The sequence below is a fragment of the Hydrogenophaga sp. LT287 genome, assembly GCF_055702805.1.
This window is the reverse complement of the sequence record NZ_JBVPZC010000032.1, coordinates 1-16,320: the sequence shown is the minus strand read 5'-3', so window position 1 is coordinate 16,320 and position 16,320 is coordinate 1. Positions and strand designations below refer to the sequence as shown.

18 protein-coding genes and 1 pseudogene are annotated in these 16,320 nt (G+C 66.7%); 13 read left to right on the top strand and 6 right to left on the bottom strand.

Going from position 1 to position 16,320, the window contains the following annotated elements:
- Positions 1 to 6 precede the first annotated feature (6 nt).
- From AC0GNR_RS17050 to AC0GNR_RS17025, 6 genes are all read left to right on the top strand, one after another.
- On the top strand, positions 7 to 3,285 hold the full coding sequence (locus tag AC0GNR_RS17050) for an efflux RND transporter permease subunit (RefSeq protein ID WP_472902092.1): 3,279 nt from the start codon (positions 7 to 9) through the stop codon (positions 3,283 to 3,285).
- 34 nt (positions 3,286 to 3,319) lie between these two features.
- Positions 3,320 to 3,553 (top strand): YgaP family membrane protein, encoded by a 234-nt coding sequence (locus AC0GNR_RS17045; RefSeq protein ID WP_472902091.1) that lies wholly within the window; start codon positions 3,320 to 3,322, stop codon positions 3,551 to 3,553.
- A gap of 77 nt (positions 3,554 to 3,630) precedes the next feature.
- A complete protein-coding gene (locus tag AC0GNR_RS17040) occupies positions 3,631 to 4,680 on the top strand; it encodes an SLAC1 anion channel family protein (RefSeq protein WP_472902090.1) in 1,050 nt (349 codons plus the stop codon).
- On the top strand, positions 4,677 to 4,970 hold the full coding sequence (locus AC0GNR_RS17035) for a metal-sensing transcriptional repressor (RefSeq protein WP_472902089.1): 294 nt from the start codon (positions 4,677 to 4,679) through the stop codon (positions 4,968 to 4,970). The genes AC0GNR_RS17040 and AC0GNR_RS17035 overlap by 4 nt, the downstream gene beginning before the upstream one ends.
- Before the next feature lie 369 nt (positions 4,971 to 5,339).
- The gene (locus tag AC0GNR_RS17030; RefSeq protein WP_472902088.1) at positions 5,340 to 5,630 is read left to right on the top strand and encodes a type II toxin-antitoxin system RelE/ParE family toxin; all 291 of its coding nucleotides are present in this window, start codon (positions 5,340 to 5,342) and stop codon (positions 5,628 to 5,630) included.
- A gap of 10 nt (positions 5,631 to 5,640) precedes the next feature.
- Complete coding sequence (locus tag AC0GNR_RS17025) at positions 5,641 to 5,946, top strand: addiction module antidote protein (RefSeq protein ID WP_472902087.1); 306 nt, start codon at positions 5,641 to 5,643, stop codon at positions 5,944 to 5,946.
- Positions 5,947 to 6,082: 136 nt separating this feature from the next.
- On the opposite strand, the gene AC0GNR_RS17020 is transcribed toward AC0GNR_RS17025, so the two are convergent.
- The 3 genes from AC0GNR_RS17020 to AC0GNR_RS17010 all read right to left on the bottom strand — a co-directional run bounded on the left by AC0GNR_RS17020 (position 6,083) and on the right by AC0GNR_RS17010 (position 9,582).
- Complete coding sequence (locus AC0GNR_RS17020) at positions 6,083 to 7,627, bottom strand: ArnT family glycosyltransferase (protein WP_472902086.1); 1,545 nt, start codon at positions 7,625 to 7,627, stop codon at positions 6,083 to 6,085.
- Between the two features lie 57 nt (positions 7,628 to 7,684).
- A complete protein-coding gene (locus AC0GNR_RS17015) occupies positions 7,685 to 8,044 on the bottom strand; it encodes an EamA family transporter (RefSeq protein ID WP_472902085.1) in 360 nt (119 codons plus the stop codon).
- Between the two features lie 62 nt (positions 8,045 to 8,106).
- Positions 8,107 to 9,582, bottom strand: a complete 1,476-nt coding sequence (locus AC0GNR_RS17010) for a UbiA family prenyltransferase (protein ID WP_472902084.1) — start codon at positions 9,580 to 9,582, stop codon at positions 8,107 to 8,109.
- Positions 9,583 to 9,678: 96 nt separating this feature from the next.
- On the opposite strand from AC0GNR_RS17010, the gene AC0GNR_RS17005 reads away from it, so the two are divergent.
- Positions 9,679 to 10,443, top strand: a complete 765-nt coding sequence (locus AC0GNR_RS17005) for a sulfite exporter TauE/SafE family protein (RefSeq protein WP_472902083.1) — start codon at positions 9,679 to 9,681, stop codon at positions 10,441 to 10,443.
- Positions 10,444 to 10,456: 13 nt separating this feature from the next.
- Here AC0GNR_RS17005 and AC0GNR_RS17000 read toward each other — a convergent pair whose 3' ends face one another.
- The 3 genes from AC0GNR_RS17000 to AC0GNR_RS16990 are packed head-to-tail and all read right to left on the bottom strand — an operon-like array spanning position 10,457 to position 11,968.
- Positions 10,457 to 11,101 carry an exopolysaccharide biosynthesis protein gene (locus tag AC0GNR_RS17000; RefSeq protein ID WP_472902082.1) on the bottom strand — a complete coding sequence of 215 codons (645 nt, stop codon included), beginning with the start codon at positions 11,099 to 11,101 and terminating at the stop codon, positions 10,457 to 10,459.
- An 18-nt stretch (positions 11,102 to 11,119) separates the two neighbouring features.
- Entirely contained in the window at positions 11,120 to 11,509 is a 390-nt protein-coding gene (locus tag AC0GNR_RS16995; protein ID WP_472902106.1) for a hypothetical protein, read from the bottom strand.
- 39 nt (positions 11,510 to 11,548) lie between these two features.
- Positions 11,549 to 11,968 (bottom strand): TerB family tellurite resistance protein, encoded by a 420-nt coding sequence (locus AC0GNR_RS16990; RefSeq protein ID WP_472902081.1) that lies wholly within the window; start codon positions 11,966 to 11,968, stop codon positions 11,549 to 11,551.
- A 153-nt stretch (positions 11,969 to 12,121) separates the two neighbouring features.
- Between AC0GNR_RS16990 and AC0GNR_RS16985 the strand changes: the two genes are divergently transcribed.
- The 6 genes and pseudogenes from AC0GNR_RS16985 to AC0GNR_RS16960 all read left to right on the top strand — a co-directional run.
- Positions 12,122 to 13,012 carry a LysR family transcriptional regulator gene (locus AC0GNR_RS16985; RefSeq protein WP_472902080.1) on the top strand — a complete coding sequence of 297 codons (891 nt, stop codon included), beginning with the start codon at positions 12,122 to 12,124 and terminating at the stop codon, positions 13,010 to 13,012.
- 103 nt (positions 13,013 to 13,115) lie between these two features.
- Positions 13,116 to 13,991 carry a heme-dependent oxidative N-demethylase subunit alpha family protein gene (locus AC0GNR_RS16980; RefSeq protein ID WP_472902079.1) on the top strand — a complete coding sequence of 292 codons (876 nt, stop codon included), beginning with the start codon at positions 13,116 to 13,118 and terminating at the stop codon, positions 13,989 to 13,991.
- A gap of 86 nt (positions 13,992 to 14,077) precedes the next feature.
- On the top strand, positions 14,078 to 14,644 hold the full coding sequence (locus AC0GNR_RS16975) for a phosphoribosyltransferase family protein (protein ID WP_472902078.1): 567 nt from the start codon (positions 14,078 to 14,080) through the stop codon (positions 14,642 to 14,644).
- 27 nt (positions 14,645 to 14,671) lie between these two features.
- Positions 14,672 to 14,929 (top strand): annotated as a pseudogene (locus AC0GNR_RS16970) (phosphoribosyltransferase); the annotation flags it as partial.
- Between the two features lie 65 nt (positions 14,930 to 14,994).
- Entirely contained in the window at positions 14,995 to 15,528 is a 534-nt protein-coding gene (locus AC0GNR_RS16965) for a transposase (RefSeq protein ID WP_472900371.1), read from the top strand.
- The coding region (locus tag AC0GNR_RS16960; RefSeq protein ID WP_472902077.1) for a DDE-type integrase/transposase/recombinase at positions 15,525 to 16,320 on the top strand (796 nt) is incomplete at its 3' end. The genes AC0GNR_RS16965 and AC0GNR_RS16960, both read left to right, overlap by 4 nt.

Below are 16,320 nucleotides of genomic sequence, written 5' to 3'. Positions count from 1 at the left end.
GCCGCCATGAGCCACCCCGAACCCATTTCCCACGCCACCCCTGAAAAGCTGGGCTTTTCTGGCTCGGTGGCGCGCATGTTTCAGAGCAACGCCATCACGCCGCTGCTGGCGCTGGTGGCCTTGCTGCTGGGTCTGTTTGCCGTGCTGGTCACCCCGCGCGAAGAAGAGCCGCAGATCAACGTGACCATGGCCAACGTGCTGATCCCCTTCCCGGGGGCTTCCAGCGCCGACGTGGAAAAAATGGTCGCGGCCCCGGCGGAGCATGTGCTCTCGCAAATCCAGGGCATTGAGCACACCTACTCGGTGTCGCGCCCCGGCGTGGCCGTGCTCACCGTGCAGTTTCAGGTGGGCGTGCCGCGCACCGAAGCGCTGGTGCGTCTGTACGACGTGCTCAACGCCAACCAAGACTGGCTGCCCCAGGGCCTGGGCGTGTTGACCCCGATCGTCAAGCCCAAAGGCATTGACGACGTGCCAGTGTTGGCTGCCACGCTGTGGACGAAAGACGCCCAAAGCGCACACGACCTGGAGCGCGTGGCGCACGCGGTGGAAACCGAGCTGAAGCGCGTGCCAGGCACGCGCGAAGTGGTCACCATTGGCGGCCCTGGCCGTGCAGTGCACGTGTGGCTCGACCCCGCCCGCCTGCGCGAGCGCGGCGTGAGCGTGCAGACGCTGCACGGCGCCATTGCCTCGGCCAACCAGGCGCTGCCCTCGGGTGCGGTCATCAACCCCAACCCGGCCGCGGGTGAGCCCGGCATGTTGTCGGTGGAAACGGGCGAGTTTCTGCAAAACGAAAAAGACGTGGGCGACATCGTGGTGGGTGTTTCGAACGGTCGCCCGATCTATCTGCGCGAAGTGGCGCGGGTCGAAGCCGGTGCCCAACTGCCCAAGCGCTACGTGTGGTTCACCCCCGGCGCGGCCGATGCGGCCCACCCCGGCCAGCAAGGCCAGAACCACCCGGCCGTGACCATCACCGTGACCAAAAAGCCGGGTGAAAACGCGGTGGACGTGGCCGCTGGCGTGCGCGAGCGGCTGGACAACCTGAAGAACACCATCATCCCGGACGACGTGGAAGTGGCCATCACCCGCGACTACGGGCAGACCGCCGCGGACAAAGCCAACAAGCTGATCCAGAAGCTGATTTTTGCCACCGGCAGCGTGATCATTCTCGTGGGCTTGGCGCTGGGCCGGCGCGAAGCCATCATCGTCGGCGCGGCGGTGATCCTTACGCTCACGGCCACGCTGTTTGCCAGCTGGGCCTGGGGCTTCACGCTCAACCGCGTGTCGCTGTTTGCGCTCATTTTCTCCATCGGCATCTTGGTGGACGACGCGATCGTGGTGGTGGAAAACATCCACCGGCACCGCCAACTCACACCCGACGAATCGCTGGCGGTGATCATCCCGCGCGCGGTGGACGAGGTGGGCGGCCCCACCATTCTGGCTACCTTCACCGTCATCGCGGCCTTGCTGCCCATGGCGTTTGTGAGCGGCCTCATGGGCCCTTACATGAGCCCCATTCCCATCAACGCCAGCATGGGCATGGCGATCTCGCTGGCCATCGCGTTCACCATCACGCCGTGGCTGGCTTTGAAGCTCACCAAGACCGGCCCCGGCCACGCCGCGCACGGCCCCAGCAAGCTCACCAACGCTTTGCAAAACACCTTCGCGCGGGTGCTCACGCCGCTGCTGCAAAGCGCGCGCAAGCGCTGGCTGTTGCTGGCCGGCATTCTGGTTGCGCTGCTGCTGTCGGTGGGCCTGGCGCTGGTGCAGTGGGTGGTGCTGAAAATGCTGCCGTTTGACAACAAGAGCGAGTACCAGGTGGTGCTCGACATGCCCGCCGGCACCCCGCTGGAAAACACCGCCGCTGCGCTGCAAGACCTGACCGCCTGGCTCGCGCAGCAGCCCGAGGTGGCCAACGTGCAGGGCTACGCCGGCACGGCCAGCCCCATCACCTTCAACGGCCTGGTGCGCCAGTACTACCTGCGCGCCGACGCGGAAAGCGGCGACCTGCAAATCAACCTCACCGACGCCGCGCACCGCAGCGAAAAGAGCCACGCCATCGCGCAGCGCCACCGCCCCGATCTGGAAAAAATCGCCGCAGTGCATGGTGCGCGCATCAAGGTGGTGGAAGTGCCGCCCGGCCCGCCGGTCATGTCGCCCATCGTGGCCGAGGTCTATGGTCCCGACGAAAAAGGCCGTGCCGAACTCGCACTGCGCGTGGCCCAGGCCTATGCCGACACGCCCGACATCGTGGGTGTGGACACCTCGTTGAAAGAGCACGCCCCACGCGCGTTCCTGCGCATCCAGCGCCAGCGCGCCGAGTCGCTCGGCATTCCGGTGCAGGTGATTGCGCAAACGGTGTACGCCGCGCTCTCGGGCTCGGACGCCGCCTACCTGCACGACGGCCACGCCAAGTTTGCGGTGCCTGTGCGCCTGCAGCTGCCGCTGGACCAGCAGGTTGGGCTGGAAGCGCTGCTGGCGCTGCCCCTCAAAGCGGCCAACGGTGCGATGGTGCCCTTGTCCGAGCTGGTGACGGTGGAACGCGGCGTGATCGACCAGCCCCGCTTCACCAAAAACATGCTGCCCGTGACCTACGTGATGGGCGACATGGCCGGCAAGCTGGACTCGCCGCTGTACGGCCTGTTTGACATCCGCACACGCATGGACGCCGCCGCATTGCCCAACACCGGCGAACTCGGTGAGTACTGGATCAGCCAGCCCAAAGACCCGTACCGCCAGTACGCGGTGAAGTGGGACGGCGAATGGCAGATCACCTACGAGACCTTCCGCGACATGGGCGCCGCTTACGGCGTCGGCCTGATCCTGATCTACCTGCTGGTGGTGGCGCAGTTCAAGAGCTACGTCACGCCGCTGATCATCATGGCGCCCATTCCGCTCACCATCATCGGCGTCATGCCGGGCCACGCGCTGCTTAATGCGCAGTACACCGCCACTTCCATGATCGGCATGATCGCGCTGGCCGGCATCATCGTGCGCAACTCCATCTTGCTGGTGGACTTTATTGAGCTGGAAACCCGGCGCGGCGTGCCGTTTGCCGAAGCCGTGGTGCAGTCTGCCACCGTGCGCGCGCAGCCCATTGCACTCACCGGCCTGGCCGCCATGATGGGCGCCTTCTTCATCCTGGACGACCCGATCTTCAACGGCCTGGCCATCTCGCTGATCTTCGGCATCGCCGTGTCCACACTGCTCACGCTGGTGGTCATTCCGGTGCTGTATTTCGCTGTGTACCGGAAAAAGTACGAGGCGCTGGCCACCGCTGCCACCTGATTCTTCCCCCCGTGTTTTTTTAAAGGAGTTTGAAATGACTGTTGAACGTTACATCCGCCTCATGGCTGGTTTTGTGGTCATGCTGTCGCTGGCCCTGGGCTTTGACAAAAGCCCGATCTTCGTGAGCGAGTGGTTCCTGGCGTTGACCGCCTTCGCCGGCTTCAACCTGTTCCAATCCGGGATCACCGGCTTTTGCCCACCCGCGTTTTTGTTCAAAAAACTGGGTGTGCCCGAAGGCAACGGCGCCTGCAGCACCGGCAAGCGCTGAACCGGTAGGGTGCTCGGCCGTTCGCTTCGCTGCGGGCTGTCTGAGTCGGCGCATGTGTTCTTCTTTTGAATGGCTTTATGACCAGTCCTACCCCGTTGAAATTCCTCATGCCCGGCTGGTTCTCGCTGGTCATGGGCCTGAGCGGGCTGGCATTGGCCTGGCACAGCGCGCAGGCGGCCCTGGGTGACATGGCCACCGGCATCGCGCTGGTGGTGGGCGGTTTGGCGGTGCTGGTGTTTGGCGTGTTGCTGGTGGCTTCGGTGCTGCGCATGGTGCGCTACCCGCAGGCCCTGGCCGACGACCTGAAGCACCCGGTGCGCCACGCTTTTGTGGCGGCGCTGCCGGTGTCACTGCTGTTGCTAGCCACGGTGGGTGTGGCCCTGGGCGGGGCCACGGGGGGCTTGTCCACCGCGTGGCGCGGTGTGTGGTGGCTGGGCAGCGTGACGCAGCTCTGGGCCACCGTGTGGGTGCTGAGCCGCTGGATCGCACCGGCCGCAGCGGCCCAGCCGGGCCAAGGGCCGGGCAACACGGGGCTGTGGCCGGCGGTCACGCCGGTGCTGCTGATTCCGGTGGTGGGCAACGTGGTCGCACCCCTGGCGGGTATTCCGCTGGGCATGGACGGCTGGTCGGCCGCGCAAATGGGCATTGGGGTCTTTTTCTGGCCGCTGGTGCTGCTGCTCACGCTGGCGCGGCGCATCGCCCACAGTCCGCTGCCCGAGCGCGTGTTGCCGGCCTGGTTCATCACCATTGCGCCGCCCGCTGTCATTGGCTTGGTGCTCGTCCAGATGCAGGCACCGCTGCCCGTGGTGCAGGCGTTGTGGGGTGTGGGGCTGTTCTTTCTGCTGTGGGTGGCGCCGGTGATCAAGCGCATCGTCGCGCAGCCGTTTGGTGTGGCTTTTTGGGCGCTCTCATTTCCGCTCGCTGCCTTCACCACGCTGACCTTGCGCCTGGCGCAACTGCAGCCCGACAGCGGCTGGCACGGCATGCTGCAAAACGTGGGCGTGTTGCTGCTGGCGTCCACCTCCATGGTGGTGCTGTGGCTGGCCTTGGCCACCGTGCGCGGCCTGCGCGACGGCACCCTGCTGGCACCCGAACCGGTTGCCAACATCATTCCCGTGTCGGCATGAGCAAGACCGCCGTTCAGCCTCTGCCCGCCGAGCGCAAGGCCGAGCTGATGCACCGCCTGCGCCGGGCCGAAGGCCAGGTGCGTGGCTTGCAAAAGCTGCTGGAAGAGGGCGCCGACTGCGTCAAGATTGCGCAACAGCTGCTGGCCACGCGCCATGCGCTGGACAGCACCTACGTACGGCTCAACCTGTCGGTGGCTGAGCAAGAACTCTCACAACCCATGCCCGCCGAAGCGCAGCGCGTGACCGAGGTGCTCGACCGGCTGCAAACCCGGCTGGGGCGCTCGCGCTGAAGTCATCAACGGCTTGATGTTGGAGCGGTTGGGCGGATTCGGCCCAGAGCGGACAGTCGACCGTGCATCGCAACGGTGTCTTCAATGTTCGAGCGCCAGTGCATCCAGCGGGCTGGCCTTGCCGCCCGCGGCGACCTTGAGCACATGCGTGTAAATCATCGTTGTCGAAACGTCTGAATGGCCCAGCCATGGACTTCCCCTTCCAGCAAACGAGTGAGTTGATGAGAGATCGCACTTCCCATCGTGGCACCTGGTTGCCGTACCCCGCAACTGCGCGGATCACCCGGGACGGGGAAGTCCCTTTCATTCGTTAGACCACACCAAACAGCCGCCTTGCGCAGTTCGTATCCCATGTGATACAGTGACTACATGCTCGAAGTCCGTCAAACCAGTGTGTACTCCGAGTGGTTCGCGGACCTCCGGGACCGAACAGCCAAGGTACGCATCGACATCCGTATCCGTCGCCTCTCCCTCGGTAACCCAGGCGACGTCAAACCTGTAGGCGAAGGCGTCTCCGAGCTACGCGTTGATCACGGCCCTGGATACCGCGTGTACTTCACACAGAAGGCAGATGTCTACATCGTCCTCCTCGCGGGTGGCGACAAGTCATCGCAAGAGAAGGACATCCGCAAGGCGAAGACGCTCGCTAGCGAGCTTTAGGAGCAGGAATATGGCCAAAACTGTCACTACGCCCTGGGATCCAGCGGAACACCTCCGCACAGATGAAGACATGGCAGCCTACCTGGAGGCTGCACTCGAAGAGGGCGACCCGACCCTTGTGGCCGCAGCGCTAGGTGATATCGCGCGCGCCAAGGGAATGACGCAAGTCGCCCGAGAAGCGGGTTTGGGGCGCGAGAGCCTGTACAAGGCACTGTCCCCTGCAGGCAATCCAGAGTTCGCAACCATCCTCAAGGTGGTCGCAGCTCTGGGGCTTCAATTGCACGCCACACCAGCCGCCGCAAAAGATGTGGTCTAACCCTTCCCCGAGGGGATGCCAAAAAGGCTGCGCTTTTCGGTCCCCCCTCATGTCAAACGTTAAACGGGCGCAATTGCTGTTCGGCCAGAGGCCTGCTTTCAGATCCAGTCGAGATGAGTGCCAGCGGCAGTAGCCCTCACGGCTTCTGCGGCGAACACGCTGCAAACCCGTACCGCTCGCAGAACGGGTTGCCCAGCAGGGGTAGCCACTTCGGAATGTCGTGGAACTCGCGCGCGATCTTGGTCAGCACCTGTTCGCGGTAGGGTTCGAAGCGGAAGCCGGTGCCGTCCACCATCCAGAAGTCCACGCCTTCGATCACCACCTTGCGCTTGCTGACCTGCGAGAAGAAGGGCTGGAAGTCGGCCAGGTCGGGTTCTTCGTAGTCGAAGATGCGCAGGGCCTGGCCGTCGTAGGTGCGGAAGTCGACGATCTGGTCGTCCTGCCGGGCGTGGTGGCGCCCGACGCCGAACACCGGCACGTACTGGCCGTAGGAAAACGCCAGCACGGCGGCGGGGTTGTAGGTGCGCGCCATCAGCGTGGCGCCGGGGGGCAGGTCGGACTTGAGGGCGGTGGCCAGCGCCGGGGCTTCGCGGGTGAAGACCAGCCGGTCGTAGAGCTTGACGGGCTGCCACAGCGACAGCGGTGCCCAGGCCAGAGCGCCCACCAGCAGCAGGTGCGGCAGCGACAGCGCCAGCGTGGCCTTGAAGCTGGTGCGCAATGCGCGCGGATTCACCCGCAGGCCGGCCCACACCACGAACAGCGGCACGAAGCCCAGCACCCAGTGCAGGCCGATGGTGCGCTTGAAGCTGATGAAGGCGAACAGGGCGATGGGGAACAGCCACAGCGCGGTGGCGGCGCTGCGCAGGGCGGGGCTGATGCCGTCGGCCCAGCGGCCTTTGAGGCCCTGCCACAGCAGCCAGGGCGTGAGCAGGTAGGCCACCATGGCTGCGTACACCGCCGGGGTCTGCAGGTTCCAGTGAGAGCCCTCGTTGCGGTTGAACACGTTGAACATCACGTTCGACCAGCCGTGGTGGGCGTTGAACACCACGTTCACACCGATCGAGGGCAGGGCCAGCAGGAACATGAGCGGCAGCGCCCACCAGCGCTCGCGCCGCCAGCCCAGGATGTGCACCGCGTAGGCAAAGCCGAGCAGGGCGGCAAAGTACTTGGAGAGAAACGCCAGGCCCACGAACCCGCCGGCCAGCGCGTACCAGCCAGCGCCGCGGCCGGGGCAGGCGCTGGCGCGCAGGTAGCTCCAGGCCGACAGCGCCATGAACAGGATCAGCGGCGTGTCGGTGGTCACCAGCACGAACATCCACGACCAGGGCAGCACCAGGTAGACCGCGCCGGCCAGCCAGGCGCCGGCCTCGCGCTCGGCCGGCAGGTGGCGCATCAGCACATCGACGATGCCCAGCGCGATCACGCTGGTGACCAGCAGCGTGACGCTGCGCAACACCAGCGGCGCGTCGCTGATGCCGTGCAGCAGCGCGAGCAGCCAGCCCACCATGGGCGGGTGGTCCGAATAGCCCCAGGCCGGGAACACGCCCCACTGGTAGAAAAACGCCTCGTCGCCGGTGAATGGAAAACCGGCGGCGAGCACCAGCTTGAGCAGCAAGGTGCCGAAGAAGGTGGTCCAGAACAGCCGGCGTGCGCCCGCAATGGAAAGCTCAGAAGCGTTCATGCCCGTGCGTCATTCAAAACATCAAAACAAAAATACGTTTCAGCTTGGGCCCGCGGGTCAGGCGTCCATGGCCAGCAAACCCACACCCACCACAATCAGCGTGCAGCCCGCCACCCGCAGCCACGAAAACGGCTCGCCCAGCCACAGCACACCCAGGCCCATGGTCACCACAAAGCCCAGGCTCACCAGCGGGTAGGCCAGGCTCACATCCAGCCGCGACAGCACCCACAGCCACAGCACCGCGCTGGTGCCGTACAGCACCAGGCCCAGCCACACCAGCGGGCTGGAGAGCGCGTGCAGGTAGGTGGCGCCAACGTCGCCGCCGGCCGGTGCACCCATGCCGCGTTTCATGGCCAGTTGGGCGGCCGACGACAGCAGCACGCAAAAAAGGGCCAGGCCCAGTGCGATGGATTTCATGGAGGTTGCTCCTGGTGGCGGTCGCTGCAGCCGTGTGGATGGAGGCGGGTGTGCACCGCGGTTCAAATGCCGACCGTGGCCGCCAGACCCATGGCACCCATCACGGCCAGCGTGACCCAGCTGAAGGGGTCGCGCAGCGCAAATTGCAGTGGGTCTTCGCCGTGCAGCTCGCGCCGCCCGGTCTTGAGCCAGATGCGCATGACCCACAGCAGCAACACGGGTGCAGCGCCCCACAGCCACTCGGGCTGCACATACAGCGCCTGGCTGTTCTGGCTGTCGATGTAGAGCGTGAGCACCAGCACCGCCAGGAAGCCGCTGGACAGGCCCATGGCCCGCAGCGAGGCCAGGTCGCGCGGCTGGTAGCCACGGCCGGGTGCCAGGTCGGCGCGTTCGTCGTTCAGCTCTTCCAGTTCGGCGCAGCGCTTCACCAGCGCCAGGCTCAAAAACAGAAAGATCGAAATCGCCAGCAACCAGTTGGACGGCGCCACGCTCACGGCCACCCCGCCCGCGCCAATGCGCAGGGTGTAGAGCCCCGAGAGCACCAGCACGTCCAAAAGCGCGACGCGCTTGAGCCACAGCGAATACGCCAGCGTGGTGACGGTGTAGGCCAGCAGCATGGCGGCAAAACCGCCCGAAACGGCCAGCGCCAGCCCAAAGGCCAGCACCATCATCGCCATGCCCAGCACCACCGCCAGGGGAATGCTGAGCGCGCCCGAGGCCAGCGGCCGGTGGCGCTTGAGGCGGTGCACCCGGTCGTTGGGCAGGTCCAGCAGGTCGTTGAACAAATAGGTGGCCGACGCACACAGGCCAAACGCCACGAAGGCCAGTGCCGCCAGGCCCCACAGCGCCGGGTCGAGCGAGTGCGCGGCCAGCAGCGGCAAAAACAGCAGCGCGTTTTTGGACCACTGCTTGAGGCGGATCGCGCGCAGCACGGTCCTGAGCTTCAGCGGCGCCTGTTCAAACACGCGTGCCTGCGGGTGCTGGCGCTGCAGCGCGCGCACCAGGGCGGGTGGCGCGTTCACGGCCACGGCTTGTGTGCTGCCTTGCCACACCGCCAGGTCGTCGCGGCTGTTGCCGGCGTAGGTCCAGGTGGTGTGGCCGCTGGCGCGGGCGTGCGCGTCGATGGCGGCGCGCTTGTGGGCGCGGCTCAGGTTGGGGCCGCCGGCACCGCCGTGGGTGCCCAGAACGCCATCAAAAATCTTGAGATGCGCCGCCACCTCGCCGACGATGCGCGCGTCTGCCGCGCTCGCCAGCACCAGTGGGCGGCCACGGGCGTGTTCGTCGCGCAGGTACTGCACAAAACGTTCGTGGTAGGGCAGGCAGGCGGGGTCGGGGCGCACCGTGTCTGCCAGCCTGTGCTTGAACCCTGCCTTGCCCAGCAGCAGCCAGGCCAGCAGGCGCAACAGGTTCAGCGGGTTGCGCCGCACCAGCAGCATGACCGATTCGTACAGCGTGTCCGACAGCGTGAGCGTGCCGTCCATGTCCACATACAGGGGGCTGGTGTCGTGTGGCGAAGGGGGTGTGGTGGGGTGCGGCAAACTGGGTGTCCGGGGTGGGGCTGGGGCAATTCTAGGCGTCTGCTCATAATGGGCGCCTTTTGACCGGCGAACCCGCCCAAGCCCACAAGACGCCCCATGGATTTCTGGACCACCTCTCTGTTGCTGGCCGGTGCCGCATTTGCGGCCGGTGTGCTCAACGCCATCGCCGGTGGCGGCAGCTTTCTCACCTTTCCGGCGCTGGTGTTTGCCGGCGTGCCACCCATCATGGCCAACGCCACCAGCGCGCTGGCGGTGAGCCCGGGCTACCTGGGCAGCACGCTGGGTTTTCGGGCCGAACTGCGCGAGCTGCCCGCGCGGCGCCTGCGGCGTGAAATGGCGCTGTCGGCGGTGGGCGGCGTGGCGGGCGCACTGTTGTTGCTGGTGACGCCGGCACACCTGTTTGCCGGCATCGTGCCCTGGCTGCTGCTGTTTGCCACCGCGCTGTTTGCGGCCGGGCCGGTGCTGGCACGGCGCGCGCAGGCGGCGTCCAAAGCCGGGCAGGGGCTGGCCGCCTGGCGCGAGCCCGGCCTGCTGCTGGTGGCCATTTACGGCGGCTACTTCAACGGTGGCCTGGGCATTTTGCTGATGGCGCTTTACACCGTCACCGGCGAAAGCCGCATCCACACCGTGAACGCGCTGAAAAATATCAACTCGCTGGTGCTGTCGTGGCTGGCCGTGGGTGCGTTCGTGCTGGCGGGCGCCATCGCCTGGAAAGAGGGCCTGTTGATGATGGTCGCCGCCACGGCGGGCGGCTTCTTTGGGGCGCGCTGGTCCAGGCGCCTGCCCGCGCAATGGGTGCGCGGGGGCGTGATCGTGACCGGACTGGTGATGAGCGCGCTGTTTTTTGCGCGCAGCGCCTGAGGGTGCCGGGCGATCACGTCGGCCACCAGGCGCCGGCCTGCCCCAGCCCCTGCGCCACCAGTTGCCACAGCGAGACCCCGTACGCCACGGCGGCCACACCGGTGGCGGTGGACAGCAGCAGGGCCAGGCCGTCGCGGAACATCCAGCCCAGGCTCAGCAACATCAGGCTCAGGCTGGGCAGCACGTTGCCCAGCGGCAGGGGCAAGAAAATGACCACGCCCATCAGCCCGATCCACGCACCCCACCACACCCGGGTGCGCTCGTGTGACCAAAGCGCCCAGCGCGGGCGCATCCAGCGGTTGCCCTGCTCATATGTCCAGGCCAGTCCATGCAGGCAGCGGCCGGTCCAGCGCTCGTTCAGCGTCACATGGCCCAAGCGTGCGGGCAGGGCCGGTGTGTCCCGACCGCGCGCCCAGGCCCAGGCCAATGCCCAGATGCCCAGGCTCATGGCCGTGCCGGCGCCCGGCAGCGGCACCACGCACACCACGGCCAGCAGCATCAGCAGCACCGGCCCTGAGGACTCGCGGTGCAGCCCGAGCAGGTCTGCCAGGTTCAGACGCAGGTCGGCGTCGGCGGTAGATGCCGTGCGGGGGGGCGCCGTGCCGGCGCGGTGTCCGTTGGCGGCCTCGCGCAGCCGGTAGGCCAGCTGGGTGCTCACGGGTTCATGCGCATGGGGTCAGGCGGGTGCCTGGCGTGGCGCTCGTTGGGCACCCAGGCGACCCAGCAGCCAGTGCCCTGCCAGCGCGCACGCCAGCAGCAACAGCATGCCCAGCGCCCAGCCGGTCCACAGCAGCGGGGTGATCCAGCCCATCAGCCCATCGGCCGACGGCAGCACCTGGGCCAGCCATTGCACCAGCGCCACCCAGGCAGACTGCAGGCCTTGCAGCCAGGCTGTGTCCACCCACAGGGCCAGCCATGCCGGCACCGGCCAAGCCCCCGCCCTGGTGGCGAGGTCGGTGAGTGGTCCGGCCACCGGGGCCCCCAGCAGCCAGTCTGTCACCTGCGCCGTCAGCGCCACCAGCCCGGTCCACAAACCGGCCAGCAAGGCCACCGCCAGCCATAGCATCGATTTCACAGGCAAACCTCCGTCAAGTGGTGTGTGGCGTCACAAAGCGGGTGCTGTGCGCGCTGCGTCGGTCGGTACCGTGCGCCAGGCTTTGACCATGGCGTCCAGCATGTCGGCCTCGCCATCGGCCAGATGCCCGTCGGCCAGTGCCACGCTCTCGCACAGACCCATGATCTGCGCCCGGAGTTCCGGATCCTGCACCTCGCCCATCAGGGCCTGGCGGGTCGCATCGTCGATCTGCGATGAGCCGGTCCACTCGCCGTGTGCGGCGGCCAGCAGATCCTGGCAAAACTGGTCGATCACCGCCTTGATTTCTTCCGCGGGCAGTCCGAGGCGGCGCGGCGCTTCCAGCCGGTCCAGGGCGCGGATCTCGGTCATCGAATAGTTGCCGTCGGCCACAAGGGCCATCGCCAGCAGGCGGGTCGCGGCTTGGGGGCTGTCGGTGGGGTAAGTTCTCATGGCGTGGCTGCTTTCGTTGGCTGTAGAAATGACAAGGGTGTTCGGATTGCCGCGCAAGCGCCGGGTGTGTTCAGAACACGCCACCAATTTAGGTGACCATGAACGTCTTAAAAAGCAGACAATTCGTGAAAAATAATCCCTTTATTACGAAGCATGAACCAGGAACTCAACTACAAGCACCTCTACTATTTCTGGGTCACGGCCAAGGAAGGCGGCATGTCGCATGCGGCCGACCGGCTGGGGCTGGCGGTGCAAACCGTGAGCGCGCAGGTGCGCCTGCTCGAACAGTCGCTGGGGCATGCCTTGTTCAAGCCGGCCGGCCGTGGCCTGGCGTTGACCGACGCCGGACAGGCCGCGTTGCAAGTGGCCGAGCAGATTTTTCACCTGGGTGAGCACCTGCAAACCGCCGTGCGCGAGGCCGGCACACACGTCGGTGTGCGCTTGGTGGTGGGCATTTCTGATGGCTTGCCCAAGCTGGCCGTGCGCGACCTGCTGGCCCCCGCCATGGAAGAGCCCAACCTGCGCCTGCTGTGCCACGAAGACAAGTTTGACGACCTGCTGGCCGACCTGGCCCTGCACCGCCTGGACGTGGTGCTGTCGGACCGCCCCGCACCCGCCAACCCCAACCTGCGGCTCTACAGCCACGCGCTGGGGTCGTCGGCGCTGGGCTGGTACGCGCCCAAGGCATGGCTGACGCAGGCCAGCCACAACTTTCCGCACAGCCTGGCCCAGGTGCCCGTGCTGCTGCCCACCGCACACGCTTCGGTGCGCCTGCGGCTTGACCAGTGGTTTGAACGCCAGAGCGTCACGCCCAACCTGGTGGGCGAGTTTGAAGACAGCGCCCTGCTGGCCACGTTTGGCTCGTCCGGCATGGGCGTGTTTCCCGCTTCTGAGCGCATGCGCGAAAAGCTCTCGCACGGCTACGGCCTGAGCTGGTTTGCGCCTTGCGATGGCGTGCAAGAACACTTTTATGCCATTGGCACGGCGCGCAAGGTGCAGCACCCGCTGGTGCAAAAACTGCTGGTGCAAAAGCTGGCCGACTAGCGCCTGAGGGACCGCCCGCTGTGGAGGCAGCGTGCACGGTGGCGCCGTGCCGGCTGGCCCGGGTGGCGCCATGTTGCAGCGCCCGCTGCCACAAAATGCCGCCATGCACACCCTCAACCCTGCCGCCCACATGCCCTGGCCCGTGGCCAGCCCGTTTCGCATGCGGCCCGGTTTGTCGCGTCTGGCGCCCGCCGCTCAGGCTCTGCACACACCGCCGCCCGAGCCACCGCCCCTGTTTCTGCGCGACGACCAAGCTGCCGCCTACGCCCACCACAAACAGGCCGTGCTGCAAACCCACCCAGATCGCGCCCTGGTGGGCCAGGCCGAGCCCGCCGTGCTGCAGGCCATTGCCGACGCCTATGCCGCCCAAACCGGCGTGGCCCTGGCGCCCACGGCCCAAGCGCTGGCGCTGGGCATGCAAGAAGACATGGTGGTGCTGCACGACGAGCCGGGCGCCATGCGCACACGCTGGCTTGGCGTGTGCTTTCCGTCCAACTGGAGCCCGGCCGACAAGCTGGGCCTGGACTTCACCGCCATTCACGCCCCCGTGGCCGACAACGCGCTGCTGCAAGCCGGCGGCAAAGGCATTGTGGACATGGCATTTCGCCAGGCCAGCATGCTGCGCCATGTGTGGCTGCTCTCGCCCAGCAGCGACCTGGCGCAGCACCCCGAAACCCGCCGCACCCGCTGGGAGGACGCTGTGGCGCAGGCCGACGCCACCGGTCAGCGGCTGCTGGAACAGGTGTTTTATCGCGTCGAACGCCAGACCACGCTGCCCCTGCCTGCCCTGCAGCGCGGCGTGTTTTTCATCCGCGTCATGGTGTGCCCGCTGCCGAGCGTGTTGCAGGTGGCGCCCACGCGCGCAGCCGAACTGCACGCCGCACTCGCCTCCATGAGCGACGCCGTGGTGGCCTACCGCGGCATGGCCGGCGTGCGCCCGCGCCTGCTGGCCGAACTGGCCGCGCTCGAGAGCCCCTGAAACGCCGTTGGTTGAGAGCGCTCAAGGCCGCGTGGCGCGTCCGGCCTACAGTGCGCTGAACGCCTCCCTACCCAACGAGCACGCCCATGAAATTCCCGCCTGGCATACGCACCTGTCTCTACAACAGCGCCGGGCTGGACGCCGTGCTGGACCACATGGCGCAGCAGGCGGCTGGCCTGCTGCGCGGCAACGGCCCGGTGGCGGTGGTGGGCGTGCTGCGCCGCGGTGCGCCGCTGGCCGATCGCCTCACCGAGCGCCTGGTGCTGCGCCACGGCCTGCCGCCGCCGCTGCGGCTGGACCTGTCGGTCAAACGCTACGCCGACGACCTGACCCTCGTCTACCCCGACACCCAGCTCACCGAATTCCCGCGCGACGTGTCGCTGGACCTGAGCGGTGTCACCGTGCTGGTCGTGGACGACGTGCTCTACACCGGGCAGTCGCTGCTGAAAGTGCTGGAGCACCTGAACCGCAAGCACGCCGCGGCCGTGCGGGTGGCCGTGCTGGTGGACCGTGGCGTGGCCACGCTGCCCCTGCGCGCCGACGTGGTGGGCCTGCGGCTGCAAGTGGCGCCCAGCCACATCGTCGAATGCCACGTGCCGCCCTACGAAACCGACTTCAGCATCCAGCTGCTGCAACCCCCGCGCGCCCGCTGAACCCGCCCGCCGCCCCAAGGAGCCACCATGTTCAAAGACCGCGAAGACGCAGCCCGCCAACTGGCCACCCGGCTCGCCGCCTACCGGGGCCAGCACCCGCTGATCTTGGCCATTCCCCGCGGCGCCGTGCCCATGGGCAAGGTGCTGGCCGAGCTGCTGCAGGGCGATATGGACGTGGTGCTGGTGCGCAAACTGCGCGCGCCCTACCAGCCCGAGGTGGCCATTGGTTCGGTCGATGAAAGCGGCTGGAGCTACATCGCGCCGTATGCCGCGTCCGTGGGGGCCCCCCTGCGTCAGACTAGTTGTCGCCTCCCTTTTCACGCGGATGATCCGCGCCAAAGCGACACAACATGCAAAAGAATCAACATTCGCCAGAGTTCATAGAGCAGGCATTGAGCAAGGTCCGCACGCGCGGCTCGCGCACCTTGGAATCGGTGGCCACTGAGCTGAACATGCCACTGGGAACGCTCAAGGGCTGGCTCAAGAGATCGCGCCCTGTGGGGGCAGCGTTGGCGCATGCGCCAACGCTGCCCAGCGATACGCCCGCAGCCCAGTGGAGCCCTGTTCAGCGGCTGTTGGCCTTGAACGAAAGCCACACCCTGGTGGGGCCGGCGCTGCACGCCTGGTGCCGCGAGAAGGGCTTATTCGAGCACCAGCTGATCCAGTGGCGCGAAGCCTTTTGCGCATCGACGCAACCCGCTGCTGCCAGCGCCGCTGAGCAACGCCTGGCCAACACTGCGCTGCGCGAGTTGCAAGGCCGGCACGACCAGCTGGAGCGCGAGGTGCGCCGCAAGGACCGCGCGCTGGCCGAGGCCGCCGCTTTGCTGATCCTTCAAAAAAAGTTCCAGGCCTTGGTTCTGAAATCGCAGGGCGAGGACACATGAGCACCCTCGCACAACGCGCCACCGTGCTGGAGCTGATCGCCGAAGCTTGCATCGCTGGCGCCCGCTTGCACAGGGCCTGCGAGATCATCGGGCTGGCCGCACGCACTGTGCAGCGCTGGGTGGATGCTGGAAAAAATGCGCTGTATGTGGGCGACAGGCGCACCCCTGATCAACGCAGTCATAACTGCCCGCCCAACAAACTGAGCGACGCTGAACGCCTGGCGGCTCTGGCTGTGCTCAACAGTGAGGAGTTCAAGGACCTGCCACCCAGCCAGATCGTGCCCCGTCTGGCTGACAAGGGCATGTACGTGGCGAGCGAGTCAACCCTGTACAGGCTGCTGCGTCAGGCTGGGCAACTGGCTCACCGCCGCCTTGAACGCGTGCCGCAAAAGCGCAGCAAACCCCGCGCCTTGGTGGCGAGAAGGCCCGACCAGATCTACTGTTGGGACATCACCTACTTGCCCACCCAGGTGCGCGGCCTGTTCTTCTACCTGTACCTGTTCGTGGACATCTTCAGCCGCAAGGTGGTGGGCTGGCAGGTCTTCGATTGCGAGAGCGCCGAGCGGGCTGCAGCGCTGCTGGAGGACATCTGTCGGCGCCAGGGCGTTGGTGCGGATCAGGTCACAGTGCATTCGGACAACGGCAGTCCGATGAAGGGCGAAACGATGCTGGCCACCATGCAGCGCTTGGGCGTGGCACACAGCCGCAGCCGCCCCGCGGTGAGCAACGACAACCCATACGCCGAATCGCTGTTCAAGACCTTGAAGTACCGCCCGCAGCTGCCGCTCAAGC

Excerpts from the sequence above, each read along its gene's own strand:
- AC0GNR_RS17050 (WP_472902092.1), top strand. The coding sequence starts at position 7 with ATGAGCCACCCCGAACCCATTTCCCACGCCACCCCTGAAAAGCTGGGC.
- AC0GNR_RS17045 (WP_472902091.1), top strand. The coding sequence starts at position 3,320 with ATGACTGTTGAACGTTACATCCGCCTCATGGCTGGTTTTGTGGTCATG.
- AC0GNR_RS17040 (WP_472902090.1), top strand. The coding sequence starts at position 3,631 with ATGACCAGTCCTACCCCGTTGAAATTCCTCATGCCCGGCTGGTTCTCG.
- AC0GNR_RS17035 (WP_472902089.1), top strand. The coding sequence starts at position 4,677 with ATGAGCAAGACCGCCGTTCAGCCTCTGCCCGCCGAGCGCAAGGCCGAG.
- AC0GNR_RS17030 (WP_472902088.1), top strand. The coding sequence starts at position 5,340 with ATGCTCGAAGTCCGTCAAACCAGTGTGTACTCCGAGTGGTTCGCGGAC.
- AC0GNR_RS17025 (WP_472902087.1), top strand. The coding sequence starts at position 5,641 with ATGGCCAAAACTGTCACTACGCCCTGGGATCCAGCGGAACACCTCCGC.
- AC0GNR_RS17020 (WP_472902086.1), bottom strand. The coding sequence starts at position 7,627 with ATGAACGCTTCTGAGCTTTCCATTGCGGGCGCACGCCGGCTGTTCTGG.
- AC0GNR_RS17015 (WP_472902085.1), bottom strand. The coding sequence starts at position 8,044 with ATGAAATCCATCGCACTGGGCCTGGCCCTTTTTTGCGTGCTGCTGTCG.
- AC0GNR_RS17005 (WP_472902083.1), top strand. The coding sequence starts at position 9,679 with ATGGATTTCTGGACCACCTCTCTGTTGCTGGCCGGTGCCGCATTTGCG.
- AC0GNR_RS16995 (WP_472902106.1), bottom strand. The coding sequence starts at position 11,509 with ATGCTATGGCTGGCGGTGGCCTTGCTGGCCGGTTTGTGGACCGGGCTG.
- AC0GNR_RS16990 (WP_472902081.1), bottom strand. The coding sequence starts at position 11,968 with ATGAGAACTTACCCCACCGACAGCCCCCAAGCCGCGACCCGCCTGCTG.
- AC0GNR_RS16985 (WP_472902080.1), top strand. The coding sequence starts at position 12,122 with ATGAACCAGGAACTCAACTACAAGCACCTCTACTATTTCTGGGTCACG.
- AC0GNR_RS16980 (WP_472902079.1), top strand. The coding sequence starts at position 13,116 with ATGCACACCCTCAACCCTGCCGCCCACATGCCCTGGCCCGTGGCCAGC.
- AC0GNR_RS16975 (WP_472902078.1), top strand. The coding sequence starts at position 14,078 with ATGAAATTCCCGCCTGGCATACGCACCTGTCTCTACAACAGCGCCGGG.
- AC0GNR_RS16965 (WP_472900371.1), top strand. The coding sequence starts at position 14,995 with ATGCAAAAGAATCAACATTCGCCAGAGTTCATAGAGCAGGCATTGAGC.